This window comes from Roseivirga sp., from assembly GCF_049099775.1.
GTDB lineage: Bacteria > Bacteroidota > Bacteroidia > Cytophagales > Cyclobacteriaceae > Roseivirga.
Genome location: NZ_JAGDZM010000002.1, coordinates 173622 through 190873, shown reverse-complemented (window position 1 = coordinate 190873; position 17252 = coordinate 173622). Strand labels below are relative to the sequence as shown.

The 17252-nt window shown below is 42.0% G+C and carries 9 protein-coding genes; 5 read left to right on the top strand and 4 right to left on the bottom strand.

Features of this window, described 5'->3' with window-relative positions; genetic code table 11:
• Window positions 1-171 precede the first annotated feature (171 nt).
• Window positions 172-1161, bottom strand: a complete 990-nt coding sequence (locus JXQ92_RS03140) for an AAA family ATPase (protein WP_421985123.1) — start codon at window positions 1159-1161, stop codon at window positions 172-174.
• Window positions 1162-1610: 449 nt separating this feature from the next.
• Here JXQ92_RS03140 and JXQ92_RS03135 point away from each other — a divergent pair, with 449 nt between their 5' ends.
• The 4 genes from JXQ92_RS03135 to JXQ92_RS03120 are packed head-to-tail and all read left to right on the top strand — an operon-like array spanning window position 1611 to window position 13021.
• Window positions 1611-9818, top strand: coding sequence for a PKD domain-containing protein (locus tag JXQ92_RS03135; protein WP_421985122.1), 8208 nt, complete (start codon window positions 1611-1613; stop codon window positions 9816-9818).
• Window position 9819: 1 nt separating this feature from the next.
• On the top strand, window positions 9820-10845 hold the full coding sequence (locus tag JXQ92_RS03130) for a type IX secretion system membrane protein PorP/SprF (protein ID WP_421985121.1): 1026 nt from the start codon (window positions 9820-9822) through the stop codon (window positions 10843-10845).
• 57 nt (window positions 10846-10902) lie between these two features.
• On the top strand, window positions 10903-11391 hold the full coding sequence (locus JXQ92_RS03125) for an asparaginase domain-containing protein (RefSeq protein WP_421985120.1): 489 nt from the start codon (window positions 10903-10905) through the stop codon (window positions 11389-11391).
• A 1-nt stretch (window position 11392) separates the two neighbouring features.
• On the top strand, window positions 11393-13021 hold the full coding sequence (locus JXQ92_RS03120; protein WP_421985119.1) for a S8 family peptidase: 1629 nt from the start codon (window positions 11393-11395) through the stop codon (window positions 13019-13021).
• 32 nt (window positions 13022-13053) lie between these two features.
• On the opposite strand, the gene JXQ92_RS03115 is transcribed toward JXQ92_RS03120, so the two are convergent.
• Window positions 13054-15441: an ABC transporter permease gene (locus JXQ92_RS03115; protein ID WP_421985118.1), complete on the bottom strand. Its 2388-nt coding sequence runs from the start codon at window positions 15439-15441 to the stop codon at window positions 13054-13056.
• A gap of 314 nt (window positions 15442-15755) precedes the next feature.
• On the bottom strand, window positions 15756-16253 hold the full coding sequence (locus JXQ92_RS03110; RefSeq protein WP_421985117.1) for a hypothetical protein: 498 nt from the start codon (window positions 16251-16253) through the stop codon (window positions 15756-15758).
• A gap of 115 nt (window positions 16254-16368) precedes the next feature.
• On the opposite strand from JXQ92_RS03110, the gene JXQ92_RS03105 reads away from it, so the two are divergent.
• Window positions 16369-16737, top strand: coding sequence for a SnoaL-like domain-containing protein (locus JXQ92_RS03105; protein ID WP_421985116.1), 369 nt, complete (start codon window positions 16369-16371; stop codon window positions 16735-16737).
• 44 nt (window positions 16738-16781) lie between these two features.
• Here JXQ92_RS03105 and JXQ92_RS03100 read toward each other — a convergent pair whose 3' ends face one another.
• Complete coding sequence (locus JXQ92_RS03100) at window positions 16782-17237, bottom strand: hypothetical protein (RefSeq protein WP_421985115.1); 456 nt, start codon at window positions 17235-17237, stop codon at window positions 16782-16784.
• Between the last annotated feature and the right edge of the window lie 15 nt (window positions 17238-17252).

The window sequence follows — 17252 nt, the reverse complement described above, 5'->3', positions numbered from 1 at the left end:
CAATATGTTAATGATGTTACGGAAATGTTATGGCGCTTCAAACGCCCCTATTAGGTATAAATAGGCTGGAGAATTGTCTGAATTGAGGTGTGAAATACCCTTATAGATAGGGCATAAAAAAACAGGAAGACTATTCAGTCTTCCTGTTTTTTATTACGGAGTTATTATCGATTAATGATTGATTGGAATCTTATTCAATAACTTCTCAATGATATGCTCTGTTGTTATGCCATCAGCTTCTGCTTCATAGTTCAGAATAACCCTGTGGTTTAAAACATCAGCAGCAATTTCTTTAATATCTTCTGGCAATACATAATCCCTCTGGTTGAAGAAGGCGATTGCTTTGGCCGCAAGGTTCAGGTTGATACTTGCTCTTGGCGAAGCTCCGAACTGCATATAATAGGCTTCTTCTGACAAACCATAGTCTTTTGGATTTCTGGTAGCAAAAACTAGCTCAATTATGTATTTCTCTAAAGACTCAGAGATACTGACCTGATTCACTTCATCGCGAATGGCGAAAATATCTTCTTTAGAGAGTAAAGTTTCGATTTTCGGTTTGAAGTCCATGTTGGCCATTCTTCTCATCACCTCCAGCTCGTCTTCCTTAGTAGGGTAACCCACTTTTACTTTTAGCATGAATCGGTCAATCTGCGCTTCAGGTAAGCTGTAAGTTCCTTCTTGATCGATTGGGTTTTGAGTAGCCAGTACAATGAAAGGTCGGTCAAGCTTATAACTTGTTTCGCCTATTGTTACCGTTTTTTCTTGCATCGCCTCAAGGAGTGCAGACTGAACCTTTGCTGGTGCACGGTTTACTTCATCTGCTAAGATCACGTTACCGAAGATTGGGCCTTTTTTCACTTCAAATTCGGCCTTCTTCTGATTATAAATCATCGTACCTACTAAATCGGCAGGTAGTAAGTCTGGCGTAAATTGAATTCTTTGAAAATCGAGATGGAGCACCTCAGCCAGTGTGTTAACGGTTAGTGTTTTGGCAATACCCGGAACACCTTCTAAAAGAATGTGTCCATTCGTGAATAAACCAATCAAAAGGCGGTTGACCATATATTCTTGGCCTACTACAATCTTGCTTACTTCAGAAGCTACGCGATTGATTTTTTCCTGATGTTCTTTTTTTAAGTCGTTTGATACAACGTCTTCCATGATTTCTGTCCTTAAAGCGCGCTAAAATAATCAAATAGATGATATGCTAACCATAATACTTACATGAGCGCAAAAGGTTGACCCATGAGCAGTAAAATGTAAATATGTGGGATAGCAAAACTTTCTCACAATATGCCCTCTCCATTTAACAAGAATTAACAGCAAAAAAAGTTTAAGAAAATTTCTAAAACAAAACACAAAAGAATCTAACAGCCTCCTCAATTTCTTCTATTCGACTGAAATACATGGAATTGTTTTTCACATTTTTAATTATGATGAAGACTTACTGAATATTAGAATAACACAATAAATGTTGATTCGTTCATCTATCATTTTTGTACAATTCTAAGTGTCTACAATTTGTCTCGCGAGTTGATTTATTAATATAAAGGCTTGATATTCAGAATGTGGTATCCCTAAAAGACGCTGCAACCTAAACAACCATTAAAATGCTACTCACACCTAGCAAAGGGCGTTACCTTAGAATAATTCTATTGTTTACATCCTTTTTTTTGATAGTGAATTCCGGCTTTTCTCTAATTTCTGATGAAGAGGCCGGCCCGGTCATCTCGTCCGTAAGTATCAACAGTTGTGTAGGTTCTATTACCATCAGTGTTACTTCGGGAGCCTTGCCATATTCTTATGAATGGAAAGATAATATGGGCACAATTTTACCATTCTCTTCTTTTATTGCCAGTGGATTAACGGCAGGTAACTATACCGTAGAAGTAACCGATAATAATGGTGATTCTACGGGCCCGGCAACCTACACTGTTACCAACCCACCAGATTTAGTAGGAACAGTCGTCGTCAATGACGTCTCTTGTCGGGGTGATTCCGATGCGCAAGTGGTGGTAACCATGGGTAATGGTAACCCAGGATATGACTGGGAGCTGTTCAATGGTTCTGGAGGATCAATTGGTACTGGTTCAATTGCCTTTCCAAATCAAGTAATTACACTTACCGGTTTGGGAATCGGAAATTATACGCTTTCTACAGAAGATCAGGATGGCTGTACTGGTGACATTACCTTTACCATTACAGAACCCGCTAACTTTTTAGGTTATTCGATTGGTTCATCGACGGATGCCACTTGTTTTAATTCAACCGATGGATCTATTTCCGCTACCGGTACTGGTGGATGGGGAAACTATACCTACCGATGGATTCGTGTTTCCGATGGGGCTGTGATTGGTTCAGCAGCTACCATTACTGGATTAGCTCCCGGCGATTATCAGTTAGATATTATAGATCGCAGTGGAACAGGTTGTACAATTACCACTCCCATTTTAACTATTGATTCTCCTGATGAAATTATACCTTCTGCCTCAATATCAGATGCGCTTTGTAATGGTGATACTAATGGATCGATAGATCTTAGCGTAATTGGTGGAACTGCTCCCTATACCTATTCTTGGTCGAATGGAGCAATTACACAAGACATTTCTGGGCTTGCTGCTGGGGCTTATACAGTAACCATAACAGATAATGCTGGATGTACTGATGTAGAGACTTTTACCGTAAGTGAACCGGGTGTGTTAACGATCAACCCTGTAATCACGGATGTTGACTGTTTTGGAGATAATACGGGAAGAATAAGAAGTAATGTATCAGGAGGTACTGGCCCTTATTCCTATTCCTGGTCAACAGGAAATACTGGAAGAAACCTAAATAATCGTACGGCTGGGACATACTCACTCACCGTAACCGATGCGAATGGCTGCATGACAACAGCAAGTGGACTAACGATCACTCAGCCGACTATGGCCTTATCAAAATTGTCAGAATTATTGACTGATCCTGCCTGTTTTGGAAATAGTGATGGTTCGATCAACCTAACAATGCAAGGCGGAACAGCCCCTTATTCATATGCCTGGTCGAATGGAGATAATACCGCTACCGCTAGTGCTTTGCCTGCCGGAATCCACAGTGTTACTGTCACTGATGCTGCTGGTTGTTCCATTACCGAAAATTTTACACTCAACAATCCGATCAGAATTGCAGTTGCTCCTTCTTTGACCTTACCTACCTGTAATGGCGGTGCTGACGGATCGATTTCGGTGGTCGCCTCTAATGGAACTGGCCCGTACGCTTACAATTGGAATACTGGTGATTCCGGCCCTACTATTAATGGCCTTGTGGCCGGAACTTATACCGTTACAGTTTCAGATGCTGGTGGCTGCTCAGTCGTAGAAAGTATAGTGTTAGGCGAACCCGCTGTGATTACCGGAAATGCAGTAATCAATAATATTTCATGTAATGGGTCGAATGATGGTAGTATTTTTCTTTCCGTTTCAGGAGGCACTGGTGCTTATACTTACGCTTGGAGCACAGGAGGTTCTAGTAGTAGTGTTTCTGGTTTAACAGCAGGAGGATATTCAGTTACCATTACCGATGCTAGCGGTTGTAGTATAGTTGAAAACTTTACCATAATCGACCCAGCCCCAATTGGTTTAACATTTACTAAAGACGACGTAGTCTGCAAAGGGGCATCCACAGGAAACATTGATATCACCCCTTCTGGAGGAACCGCACCCTATTCCTATTTATGGTCCAATGGAAGCACCACGCAAGACTTGGCCAATGTAACCGCAGGAACCTACACGGTAACTGTAAAAGACGCATCGAACTGTGCCGTTAACCTAAACGTCACCATCGACGAACCAGCCTTAGTACTCAATTTATCAGGAACACACGCCGATGTTACCTGCAATGGATCAATTAGCGGATCGATCGATTTGACAGTAACCGGTGGTATGGGGCCTTATTCTTATGCCTGGAATAACGGAGCTACCACGGAAGACGTAACAGGCTTAGCTCCTGGCAACTATTCAGTTGCCGTAACCGATGCGAACGGTTGTATCAAAGCCATAGGATTTACGATAGCTGAGCCCGCCCCGCTATTGGCTTCAGCTGCCGCTACTGATATTAGTTGTTTTGGAGCTGGCGATGGAGCAATAGCCCTAACCGTTTCAGGAGGAACAGGACCGTATACCTATAGTTGGGCAGATGACGGGACTGTTCTTACAAAAGATAGAAGTGGTTTGACATCCGGTAATTACACCGTTACAGTAACCGATGCTAATGGATGTCAAGCCGTAGAAAGTGTAGCCATTATAGAACCACTACAATTAGCGACGACGGATGTCTTATCCAACGTTAATTGTTTTGGTGAAAGTACGGGGTCTATCAACATCACTGTTTCAGGCGGTGTGGCCCCGTACTCATATTTATGGTCAAATGGTGCCCTAACAGAAGATTTGAATGGTATTTCGGCGGGTAACTATAGTGTGGTAATCACCGACGCGAATGGTTGTACTTTAAACGATTCGTTCACCATAACTCAACCGTCAACTCCACTAGCAAAAACGGAGTCAGTACAACAAATTACTTGTAATGGAGCCGCTGATGGTATTATCAACTTGACGGTAACGGGTGGCTCGGCTCCTTATTCCTATAATTGGTCGAATGGAAGTACGACAGAGGACTTAAGTGGGTTAACTGCTGGTAATTATACCGTAGTAATCACAGATAATAATGGTTGTACCATTACCGATACTTATGCCATTACCGATCCACCAGTTTTATCGATCACGAGTACGTCGACTGATATTACTTGTTTTGGGGCAGATGATGGGAGCATCGACATCAGCCCCGTTGGAGGAGAGGGTCCTTATACCTTTGCCTGGTCGAATGGTGAAACCACTGAAGATGTTTCAGGTTTGTCGCCAGGTAACTATACGGTGAACATCACCGATAACCGCGGCTGTTCCACAAATCAAAATTTTGTCATTTCAGAACCCACTCAGCTCAGTCTTATTTATTCGGTCAACAACGTTTCGTGCTTCGGGTCGGCAGATGGAGATATTGATATTACAGTCAGTGGAGGAACTGCCCCTTATTCATTTTCATGGTCAAATGGCAGTTCTGGGGAAGATATAAATAGCTTAATAGCCACTGATTACACCGTTACCGCTACCGATGCTAATGGCTGCGCAATTAATGAAACCATCACCATTACAGAACCAAGTGCCCCCTTAAGCAATACGGCAACAGTCGTTGATATAAGCTGTTTTGGGGGAAGCGATGGGTCGATAGTTTTGAACCCTACTGGCGGAACTGCCCCTTATAGTTACAGTTGGAATACAGGGTCAACAAACAAAGACATCTTCGGGCTGAGCGACGGAAGTTATCAAGTCACCATTACCGATGCTAATGGTTGCCAGGTCATCGAAAATTATACGATCAACATGCCAACAGCGCTTCTTGTGAGTGGAAGCCAAACCAACGTGCTTTGTAATGGTAGCCCGACGGGCGCAATTGACTTATTAGTTTCAGGAGGAACTGGGCCTTATTCCTATTCCTGGTCAAATGGTGAAACCACCGAAGACCTTGCATCTATTACAGCCGGAACGTATAATGTTACAGTCTCAGATGCCCGAGGCTGTGCAATCAACCGATCATTCACCATTACCGAACCATTAGCCTTAAATGTCACTGATAATATTGTCGATGTGGCCTGTTTTGGAGATGCCGATGGCAGTATTGATGTATCCGTTTCAGGTGGTATAGGTCCCTATTCATATGCCTGGTCAAATGGTGAAACCACGCAAGACCTATTCAATATTTCGGGAGGTACTTATGTGCTAATCATCACTGATGGAAACGCCTGTCAGCAAACTTTTACCTATACAGTAGATGAACCAAGTGCAGCAATGGGTGTCTCAGGAGTTGTTGTAGATGAATCCTGTTTCGGTGATAACCAAGGAGCTGTTCAACTAACTGTCACAGGCGGAACAGCCCCATATACTTATCTGTGGAACCAAGGAACCACCACTAAAGACGTAAGCGGATTAGGCCAAGGAGTCTATCAAGTCACAGTTACTGATAATAACGGATGTACCATTCAGGGGAACTTCACTATAGCTGGGCCAACGGCCATATCTGTAGTTGAGGCCATTTCAGACGTATCTTGCAACGGTCAGGCAGATGGTGCTATAGACATACAAACCACAGGAGGAACTGGTTCATATACTTACCTGTGGTCCGATGGCGTAACAACCGAAGACCGTACTAATCTATTGCCAGGAAACTATTCCGTCACGATCACCGATGGAAATGCTTGTGCCTATACTAGAAGCTATACCATAACTGAACCAGCAGCCTTAGCCATTGGCTATTCAGCTACCGATGTTACCTGCTTTGGCGAAGGAAATGGTGGAGTTATGGTAACTGTGACTGGCGGAGTATTACCCTACAGCTATGCTTGGAGTTCAGGAGAAACGACAAAAGACTTGAATAACCTTTCGGGGGGTTCATATGTACTGACCGTAACCGATAATAACGGCTGTTTGATCACAGAAACCATCCAAATTCAAGAGCCCGTTGCATTAAGCGTCACACCGACAATTACAAACGAAACTTGTTTCGGCGATAACCAAGGATCAATAGTCTTAGGCGTAAGTGGTGGAACAGGACCATATACCTATTCTTGGAATCAAGGTTCCACGTCGAAAGACATTTTTGGACTTGCCCAAGGAACCTATCAAGTCATGATTACTGATGCACAAGGCTGTAGTATTCAATCAGATTATACAGTTTCAGGCCCAACCGCACTGACACTGGCTAGCAATATTTCTTCGGTTAGCTGCTTTGGGGCCGATAATGGCGAAATAGACTTGACAATTTCTGGTGGCACAGGGCCTTACAGCTTTGCGTGGAGCAATGGAGAATCTACCGAAGACCTCATGGGGCTATCACCATCCACCTATTCAGTAGTAGTAACCGATGCAAACGGCTGTACCACGGCAGACAATTTTACCATTACCGAACCTTTGCCACTTACTATAAACTATCAGGCCAATAATGTGAGTTGTTTTGGCGCTGATGACGGTAGCATTGAACTAACCGTAACAGGAGGAACCCTTCCCTATACTTATTCTTGGGGTGGAGGAGAATCAACAAAAGACTTATCAAACCTTGCAGGAGGAGAATACGAAATCACGGTTCGTGATGCTAGGGGCTGCTTGTTGAGCACCAATATTACCATTGGTGCTCCAACAGCAGCATTGTCTGCAACAGCAGCCATTACAAATGCCCTTTGTTACGATCAACCTGATGGCAGAATCGAGCTGAGTGTAACTGGAGGAACGGCCCCATTCAACTATCTATGGAGCAATGGATCAAACCAAAAAGACCTCATTAATGCCTTTGCTGGCACCTATGGGCTTACCATAACCGATGCCAGTGGTTGCGTTTTTACCGAGACCTATGAAATACAGGAACCGGCAGCTTTAACCATAGATTTTGAGTCAACCAGTACCTCATGTTTTGGTGATTCAGATGGCTCAATTATCGCTACACCAAGTGGAGGAACAGGCCCATATGCCTATGTATGGTCAAACGGGAGCACCAGTAAAGACTTAGTCAATATCAGTGGAGGTACTTACAACCTCACGATCATTGATGCCAGCAATTGCAGCATCACAAGGTCAGTGGAAGTAGGAGATTCACGCGACTTGACAGTAGATATTCAAAAGCGCGATGTGTTGTGTAGAGGAGAGTCTAGCGGCTTTATATCCCTAGACGTCACGGGGGGTAGTGGTACTTACACCTATACTTGGAACACCGGAGATGCCGAGCGTCAAATAAACGATTTGGTTGCCGGTGTGTATGAAGTGGTAATTTCAGACGAAGGAGGGTGTTCGACCACTGCCTCAGTGGTGATTTCAGAACCAGCAGAAGCATTAACAGTACACCTGGCCGACTTTGAGGATTTACGATGTTTTGGAGATGAATCGGCATTAATTCGCGCCATTCCTACTGGAGGAATTGCACCATATACTTACCTCTGGAGCAATGGCGAACGCACTAACCAAATTACTGGCCTAGGTGCAGGTGATTATTCCGTAGTAGTAACCGATGCGAATGGTTGTGCAGTGCAGTCCAACGTAACCTTGGCTCAACCTGTTGCCCCTATTACGATCAGTACCAGCGGAAAGCTCAATCTTTCCTGTCAGTCTGATAACGATGGTCAAATAAGCATTGATCTGTCAGGTGGAACAGGTCCTTATGAGGTTTTATGGAGTACCGGTTCCAATGAACGCACCATTACGAACCTCCGAACTGGAGACTATACCGTTCGGGTAAGAGATGCGATGGATTGTGTGGTGGAAAGAGTTTTTACCATTACTGAACCTGAATTACTCAGTTTAGAAGACGCAATTGTCAATGAAAGCCAGTGCTATGACGATCGGAATGGAGCCATAGAACTTAACCTAAAAGGCGGAACAGGCCCTTTTACCTATCAGTGGAATACCGGTGCTACAACAAAGAACTTAATTGGCATCAGCTCGGGCGACTATTCAGTTTTAGTGACAGATGCCAATGGATGTCAAGTTCAGGGTAATTATGCTCTGGCCGAACCGGCATTATATCGTTTGAGTTCCGAAGTATCACCAATAAGCTGTATCGGCTCAAACGATGCATCCATTTCATTGAATATTGAAGGAGGCGTTGGTCGGTCTACCATTCTTTGGAATACAGGAGCCTCTACCGAAACACTCACCAACCTAGGGCCCGGCACTTACAACGTTTTGGTGGAGGACAAAAACGGCTGTACCATCCAGAGAACCTTCAATATTTTCGATCCGCTACCTTTAACTCTGGATGCCTATATAGAAGATGCTACCCGTTGCAATGACCCAAGAAGCGGTCGTGTCAATGTGATTGTATCTGGAGGAAACGAGCCTTATCAATACCGTTGGAGTAATGGAACGACAGCGTCTACTTTAATTGATGTTTTACCCGGAACCTATGTTGTTGAAGTCACCGATCGCTTTAACTGCACTGTGCAAGGAACCTATACCGTATTGCAGCCAGAACCATTACAAGTAGGCTTTAGCACCGAGCCCTATATCGACTGCAATAATCGAGTGGCGGGAGTTTTGGTAAAGGCCAATGTAAAAGGAGGCGTAGGCAAGTACCAATACAATTGGTCGAGAGGAAATAGCGTCAACTCAGAATTGCTCGTGACAGAGCCGGGGCGATTGACCATTGAGGTTTTAGATGACAGAAGCTGTTTTCAACAAAAATCAATCGATATAGATGTGCCTGAACTTGGTTTGGCCGATTTTGAATACAACGCCGAGTCTATTGACCTAACCGGGGAATTAGCATCCAATGACCCAGTGAGCTTTTTCGACTTATCGATCGGCGAGGTGGTGGATTGGAAATGGGAGTTTGGCGACGGTTTCGATTCTAATGAAGTAGACCCAATTCATACCTACGACTCCCCTGGAACCTATATCGTAACCCTTACAATTACTGATAGAACGGGTTGTGAAACCATCAAGACTACCACACTTGAAATCACAGAAGGCTATCGGATCATGTTGCCTAATGCTTTTACGCCAAATGGCGATGGGAACAATGATTTCTACCGACCAAGAATGCTCGGGCTAACCACCATAAGATTCATCGTCTATAATACTTGGGGAGAAGTGATTTTCAGTACCGACGACCTTGAAAGCAAGGGCTGGGATGGTATGATAAAGGGCAAGAGAGCAGAAAACGGGAACTATATCTACAAGTTGATAGGCCTGAGTTTTAACGGGTTGAAAGTTGAACGCGAAGGCATTTTCGCTCTAATGAAATAGCATGAAGAGATTTTTACCACTAATCATATTCTTAAGTTTTGGAATTCACTCAGAATTGAAGGCCCAAGACCCCCAATTTTCACAGTTTTATGCCTCTCCGCTTTACCTGAATCCCGCATTAACAGGTTCTACCGATCGCGGACGTGTGGGTGTAAATTATCGAAATCAATGGCCATCACTCACCCATTCTTTCACCACAACCTCAGCCTATCTCGATGTCTTTTCTAAGGCTTTAGAAAGTGGAATAGGTGTGATAGTGACAGAGCACAAAGAGAGCTTTTTAGATTTTAAATCCAGTGAAATAGGCCTGCTCTATTCTTATAAGCTGCAAATTTCGAATGACCTGATTATGAGAACAGGCATGCAGTTCTCCTATTTTAACAAGAATTTAAACTTTGAAGACCTAGTTTTTGGCAATCAGATTGACATAGATAATGGCCAGGTGATAGGGCCGAGCGGAGAGGCCTTTGACCGAGGGGCTAATGTCGATTTTTTCAGTGCTTCGGCGGGAACGCTTATTTATACCAGCGATACATGGATAGGTTTCTCCGTTCACCATGTCAATAGACCAAACCAGAGTTTTGTAGGTCAAGAAAGTCGTTTGGCCAGAAAATATTCAATTCATGCAGGCCATAAACTTATGTTTGCCAAAGGCCGGCGCCTCAGAACCGTGTCTTATCAGTTTCAAGAAAGGTCAGCTACTTTTGCCGTCAATTATAAATCGCAGGGCGGCTTCAATCAACTAGATGTTGGTGCCCAGCTATACTTTCAGCCTTTACTAATTGGGGCTTGGTATCGTGGAATTCCCATTCAAAGTGTCAACACCGTTTCCAAAAACGAATCGATCATCGCACTTTTCGGTTTAGAACTCAATCAAGATTTAGCCTTCGGTTATAGTTACGATTTCACCGTTTCTCAGCTTGCAGGCGCTACGGGAGGCGCTCATGAGTTCTCCCTTACACTGTCTTTCGGTAAAATTGTTAAGCGTACCAAAAGAGACACGATCCTACCGTGTTTTAAATACTAAAAGCCTAATGTAGAATTATTCAAGTACCTCTAAGCATTCTTTTTTTAACTTGGAGGTATGAAAATTCTCTTCATTCAAACTGGGGGTACTATCGATAAAGACTACCCTAAAACTAACGCAGGGTATGCCTTTGAAATTGATGAACCCGCGGTTTCGCGAGTTCTCGAAAAGTCATTTATTGGATTTGAATTTGAAGTAATTAGCCTTTTTCGAAAAGACAGTTTAGATATAACGGCATCAGATAGAGCGGAATTAAAATCGTTTATAGAGACCACTTCTTACAAGAAAATCATCATTACCCATGGTTCTGATACAATGCCTGAAACAGCACGAACGATTGGCTCCATTGACGGCAAAACCATCATTTTCACAGGAGCTTATTTACCCGAAAGATTCAAAGAATCAGATGCAGCGTTTAATATTGGAAATGCAATCGGAAGTGTCAACGTTTTATCAGAAGGCACGTTTATTGCGATGAATGGTAAACTAATGTCACCAGAAACCTGTTATAAAAACCCTGAAAGTGGCTTATTTGAGACAAAATAGTATGAGAAAAAGAAAGTTTATATATCCAATTGTAATCCTATTCATTACCCTTGGCCTACGTGCCCAAGAGGAGTCAAAACCACCCAAGAATTGGTTTAACTTAGATCCTGTTGAAAACAAAATAAATGGCGTAAGCACCAATAAAGCATATGAATACCTAGGCGATAAAACTTCGAAAACGGTTATAGTGGCCGTTATTGATTCAGGAATTGACATCCTGCATGAAGACCTGAAAGAAGTGATTTGGATCAACGAAGATGAGATTCCCGACAATGGTATTGATGATGATAAAAACGGTTATATCGATGATGTATATGGCTGGAATTTTATTGGAGGAAAAGATGGAACCAATGTAAATAAAGATTCTTATGAGTTAACAAGAGAGTATAAGCGGCTTTCTGAAAAATATGCCGGTAAAACTGCTGATGATTATAAGAAAAAAGAAAGAGGGGGGTTCGATTACTGGCAATCCGTAAAAGAACAATTTGAAAAACTTAGAGAAGAAACAATTGGCCAGTTACCACTATTTAAAAACATCGATATACAGCTGAAAAGGTACAATCAGTTGTTTACCGCTTATTTCGAATCAGATCGAGTGGATTATAATATGATCAACAACTTAAGCTCTACTGACCAAGTAATTCTTCAAGGACAAGGCGTATTAAGAAGTATTTATAGTGTTACTGATAAAGAATTGGGTCTCGATAGTCTAATCTATTACCTCGGGCAAGATTTAAAGCAAATGCAAGAGAAGGCTGAATTTGATTATAATTTAGACTTTGACCCAAGAACGATCGTAGGTGATGACCCGAATAGACTTGATGATATTGGCTATGGTAATAACGACGTGATTGGGATAGATACTGACAACTTCCACGGTACTCACGTAGCAGGTATTATTGCTGCGAAAAGAGGTAACGGTATCGGAATTGACGGTGTAGCTAATAATGTGAAAATAATGGCTTTGCGTGCTGTACCAGACGGAGATGAACGTGATAAAGACGTGGCTAATGCTATTCGTTATGCCGTTGATAATGGTGCTCAAGTGGTAAACATGAGTTTCGGAAAAGGACATTCTCCCAACCTTCAATATGTATATGACGCTATTGCCTATGCAGAATCTAAAGGCGTACTATTAGTGCACGCCGCAGGGAATAGTGCTTCAAACAACGATGAAGGCGAAAATTACCCGAACGATTACTTTGGCAGAAAAAAGAATTTATCGAACTGGATAGAAGTAGGCGCCTCTTCTTGGGGCGGTACAGAAGACAACTATATCGGATCGTTTTCAAACTACGGTAAGAAAAACGTAGATGTTTTTGCCCCTGGTGTAGCGATCAACTCATCGGCACCTGGGAATGAGTATCAAGACGCCAATGGAACAAGCATGGCTTCACCTGTTACTGCAGGCGTGGCAGCGATTCTCCTTTCCTATTTCCCAGATCTAGAACCAAGTCAACTCAAAGACATTCTTATGAAGTCAGTCAGGTCGCCAAATGGCATTAGAGTGTACCAACCTGGCACAGGAGAAGAAGTTAAGTTTTCTAGTTTATCAGCTTCAGGTGGAATTATTAATGCGGCTGAAGCGGTTAAACTGGCCGAATCTATGACACTAAAGAAAAAGAAATAAGCACCTGATAAGCTTAAAAGTTCTAAACCCTATCACTCGTATCGTAGCGAGTCGATAGGGTTTTTTCTTGCCGTTTTCATCACTAGGCCACCCACTAAAAGAAACGTTAAGAGCACTGCCGAAAAAATGCCGAATACCATAAGACCAGCATCTAGCGCTGTTTGATACTCAAAGTTTTGTAGCCATTGACTTATAATGTAATAGGACAATGGTGTGGCAATTATAGAGGCAATAACAATGAGCTTGAGCGTACTCGAGAAGATCAGTGTAACGATTTTGAAACTCATAGCACCAAGTACTTTTCTTATACCAATCTCTTTTTTACGCTGGCTGATGTTGAATGAAGTCAAACCCGTTAAGCCAATCAATGAAATAGCGATACACAAAATGGTCATAGAACCAATAAGCTTGCTTTGCGTTCTGTCTGCTTCGTAAAGAATGTTCATTCTATCGTTTAGAAAGCTGTATTCTAGCGGATAGTTTGGTAAAACCTGATCCCAATTTTCTGTTACCGCAGCTAGGGCCTCATCCACGCGGTTTTGATTGAAACGAACGATCAAATGACGGCCCGGTTGAGGGTTAAATACAAATACTAGTGGCTCGATTGGGTTGTGCAAAGAGAAATGATTGAAGTCTTTCATTACGCCGATCACCTGCCCAGGAACCTCTTGGTGAAAGAAGCCTAATTTTTTGCCAATAGGATCGTCCCAGCCTAATTGCTCCGCGGCTTTTTCGTTAATCACGAAATATTGATTGCCCCTTGCCTCTTGCCCGTTGTAAGATCGACCCGCGGCTAAGGGAATTTCGAAAGTAGAAAGGTAATCCTCGTCTCCATGAATAAATTTAAACTCCTGTTGCACTTGCTGCCCATCGCGTTCCACAGTAAATACGATCTGGCCAATATCCGTGCCCGCAACAAAGTTAGAGGAGGTTACTTTTTCAATAGCAGTATTTGATTCTAGTGCATCCTTTAACACCTGATATTTCGACTGAGCAATTGAGTCTGAGGTGTTAATGAGTAAGATCTGATCTTTCGAAAAACCCATGTCCTTGGTCTGCAGAAAATCAATTTGATCTTTCATGAGCATAGTGCTCAACAAAACGCCAATGGAAATAACGAATTGAAACAGCACCAGACCTTGTCTGAAAAAATTGCTGCTTTTATTGGCTGTCCAGCTGCCCTTTAAAGCGCCTACTGCATTGATTTTGGAAAGATAAAACGCCGGATATAATCCAGAGATGAATCCGGTGAGGGTTACTATAACCAGTGAAGTTATTAGTAACTGCGGGTTTTCGAAAAGCGTAAAATCAAACGAAACCCCTAACCAGGATTGCAGCGGCGTTTGTGCGATCATACCCCAAACCACAACAACAGAAAGCATATAGGCTAAGAAGACTTGTACGATAGACTCTGAAAGAATAGTAAGCTTAAGCTTATTCACATTAGTCCCAAGCACCTTTCTGATAGCAATTTCTTTGGCGCGAGAACCGGCTCTTGCTGTCGACAGGTTGATATAGTTAATACAAGCCAGAAGGAGTATAGCAAATCCTACTATTGAAAAAATGACAAGGTTTGTAGGGTTCCCTTTTGCAAAGTCGTCGTTGATTGCCTCTTTATCGTAGTGAATGCTTTGTAATTGTTGGAGCCTAAGGGTGTGCGAACCTTCAATTTTATTGCCAAAGGGCATAAAATACTTTTCGTTAAAGGGGGCAAACTTCGCCTTGAAGTTTTCAATATCTGTGCCTTCGTTGAACAGTAAGTAACTGGCGCAATCGGCATTCCAGAGAACTTCAGAATCGAAAACGCCATCTTGGGTGGCCCATTCTCTACCGCTTGCTCCTGAAATTAATACCTCAAAAGTAAAGTGTGTGTTTTTTGGTAAATCTTCAAATACACCGGTGACAATCATATCTACCCCGTCAATTTTTACGGTTTTGTCCAAAGCGTTTTCTTGACCAAAGAGCTTTTCTGAAACAGTTTTAGAGATAATTGCATTTCGGCTATTGGATAGTGCAGACTCACTATTTCCGATCAGTAGATTTACATTGAAAATATCAAAAACGGCAGGCTCAGTGTAAAACATACCCGGTTGCTGTAGCAATTGGTTGTTGTACATGATTTCCGACACTTGTAAGGGTTGAAACCTAGCAAAAGCCTCTATCTCGGGAAATTCCTCTTGCATCATTGGGCTTAGTTCGGAAGCAGAATATGCCGTGTTGAACTCTACACCAGGGGCAGAAAAAATATGACTTACTCTATATACCCTTTCGTGGTTAGGGTGATGCTGATCGAAAGTCAACTCATTCTGTAAGAACATAACAAGCCAAATACTTGCAGAAAGACCAAATGTTAGGCCGATAATATTGAGTAAGCTGAAGAATTTATTTTTCCATAAAACTCGAAGCGTATACTTGATCATCTCGGTGTGGTTAATTTATAACTAAAGACTTCGTTAAAGATAGAACAACTTCTCAGCTATTCAAATGAGCCAATTCTTTTTAACAGTTTTATATGTTAAGTAAGCTTAACGGTTAATTAAGGTTAAAATAACCTATTGAGTGAAACAATTCTGCCAGTTTTGCATTGTATATAATGAGAATGAAAACATGCAGTTGGTATGATTATTGAAAGTGCAATCACACATAATTATCAGAATTACAGTTAGTAATTCTCTTCATATAGTTAGTAGTTTATTTGTTTAGTAACCCGAGGAGTAGTTAACCTCGGGTTTTTTTATGCCAAGTCCACTTTATGATGAATTATTCCTTCATAGAATTGATGAATTTCTAGCATCTGTTCATTTCCCATTTTTCTACCAGTTCTAGATACAAGGTAAAGCAAAAGGGCTATTAAAGCCATAATGGGAATGGACCATAGAATTTGAGAAGGTTTGTTCAGCATTGATAGGGACATGCCATAGATTGCTGCAAATAGTGTTAAAAGTCCAAGTGCGGCATAAGACATAAAGAAGATCGCCCATACGCTGGGCTTCGGTCCATAAAGGCCTCTAATTTCAAGTAAGTCATCAGCCTTTTCTTCTATACTTAAGGTTAATTGTGGCGACCAAAAATGCCTTCTTTCTTGGCTAATCTTAATGACGCAATATCGCTGAGAAACCAAGCCACTAAATTCAGTAGTAGTGTCAATTGTATTTTGAATGAGCACCTTGTAAGCTTCAGCACTCGATTTGAGTTCTTCTTTGAATCTTGGTCGGATGCTGAGGTTTGACATGGTATGAATTTAACCATAGCCTTAGCAATTCCATAACCGATAAAGTAAATCTAAATGGTGTCCCTTTTTGTAACTTATAATCGTTAATCATTAAACAACCACTTAAATCAACAAGATGAGTTTACTCGCACAAGAACAAGAATTACAATCAATGATGGGCCAAGGTCAAATGTTAGAAGCTTTTGATAAATTTTACGCCGACGATGTAGTGATGGTAGAGGCTACAGGAGAGGTTAGAGAGGGTAAAGCCTACAACCGAACTTTTGAAGAAAAATGGCTAGAGTCAGTACAAGAAATGCACGATGGTGGCGTAGGTGCTATGGCTGCCAATGATGAAGCCGGACAGACAATGACGGAGTCATGGGCAGATGTTACTTTTCAAGGAGGAATGAGAATGAAACTTGAACAAGTATCGGTGAAGAAATGGGAAAACGGTAAAGTAGTACACGAACGTTTCTATTACAACGCGGCCGGAATGGGCTAAGAAAGACCTAAGGGTCGAACCGAAGTGAATTCGATTTGGCCCTTTTAAATTGCTAATACTGTACCCGCCTCTTGTGCTTTTTTCTCTTTTTGCATTCCAATGGCTACACCTATTGGCATTCCCATGGGTAGACCAAGGCCAAAGAAAGCAAAATTGTCAAGACTAAAGCCAAAAATCATTCCTAGTGGTATTCCAAAAAGACTCATTCCTAAAACCAACCAGAGGTTTTGATGATACCCTTTGGTCGTCAAACCGTGTTCTTTCATCAACGTCTGAGTTAGCCCATTTTTAATTCTAGAAATTTCACCAAATTTCAATTCTTCTGATTGAATGGCACTATGAATTTCGGAAGTATGTTGACTGAATAATTCGATGTCTAATCCGCGCTCATCCAATTGGCGAAATATCTTGGCAAGTGTGTCTAATACTTTTTGAGTAGAACTTTTATCCTGTGCCATGCTTGCCGTTTCTAATTCCTGAATTAAGGTTTCATAGTTCATGCTGCTAAAGTATAA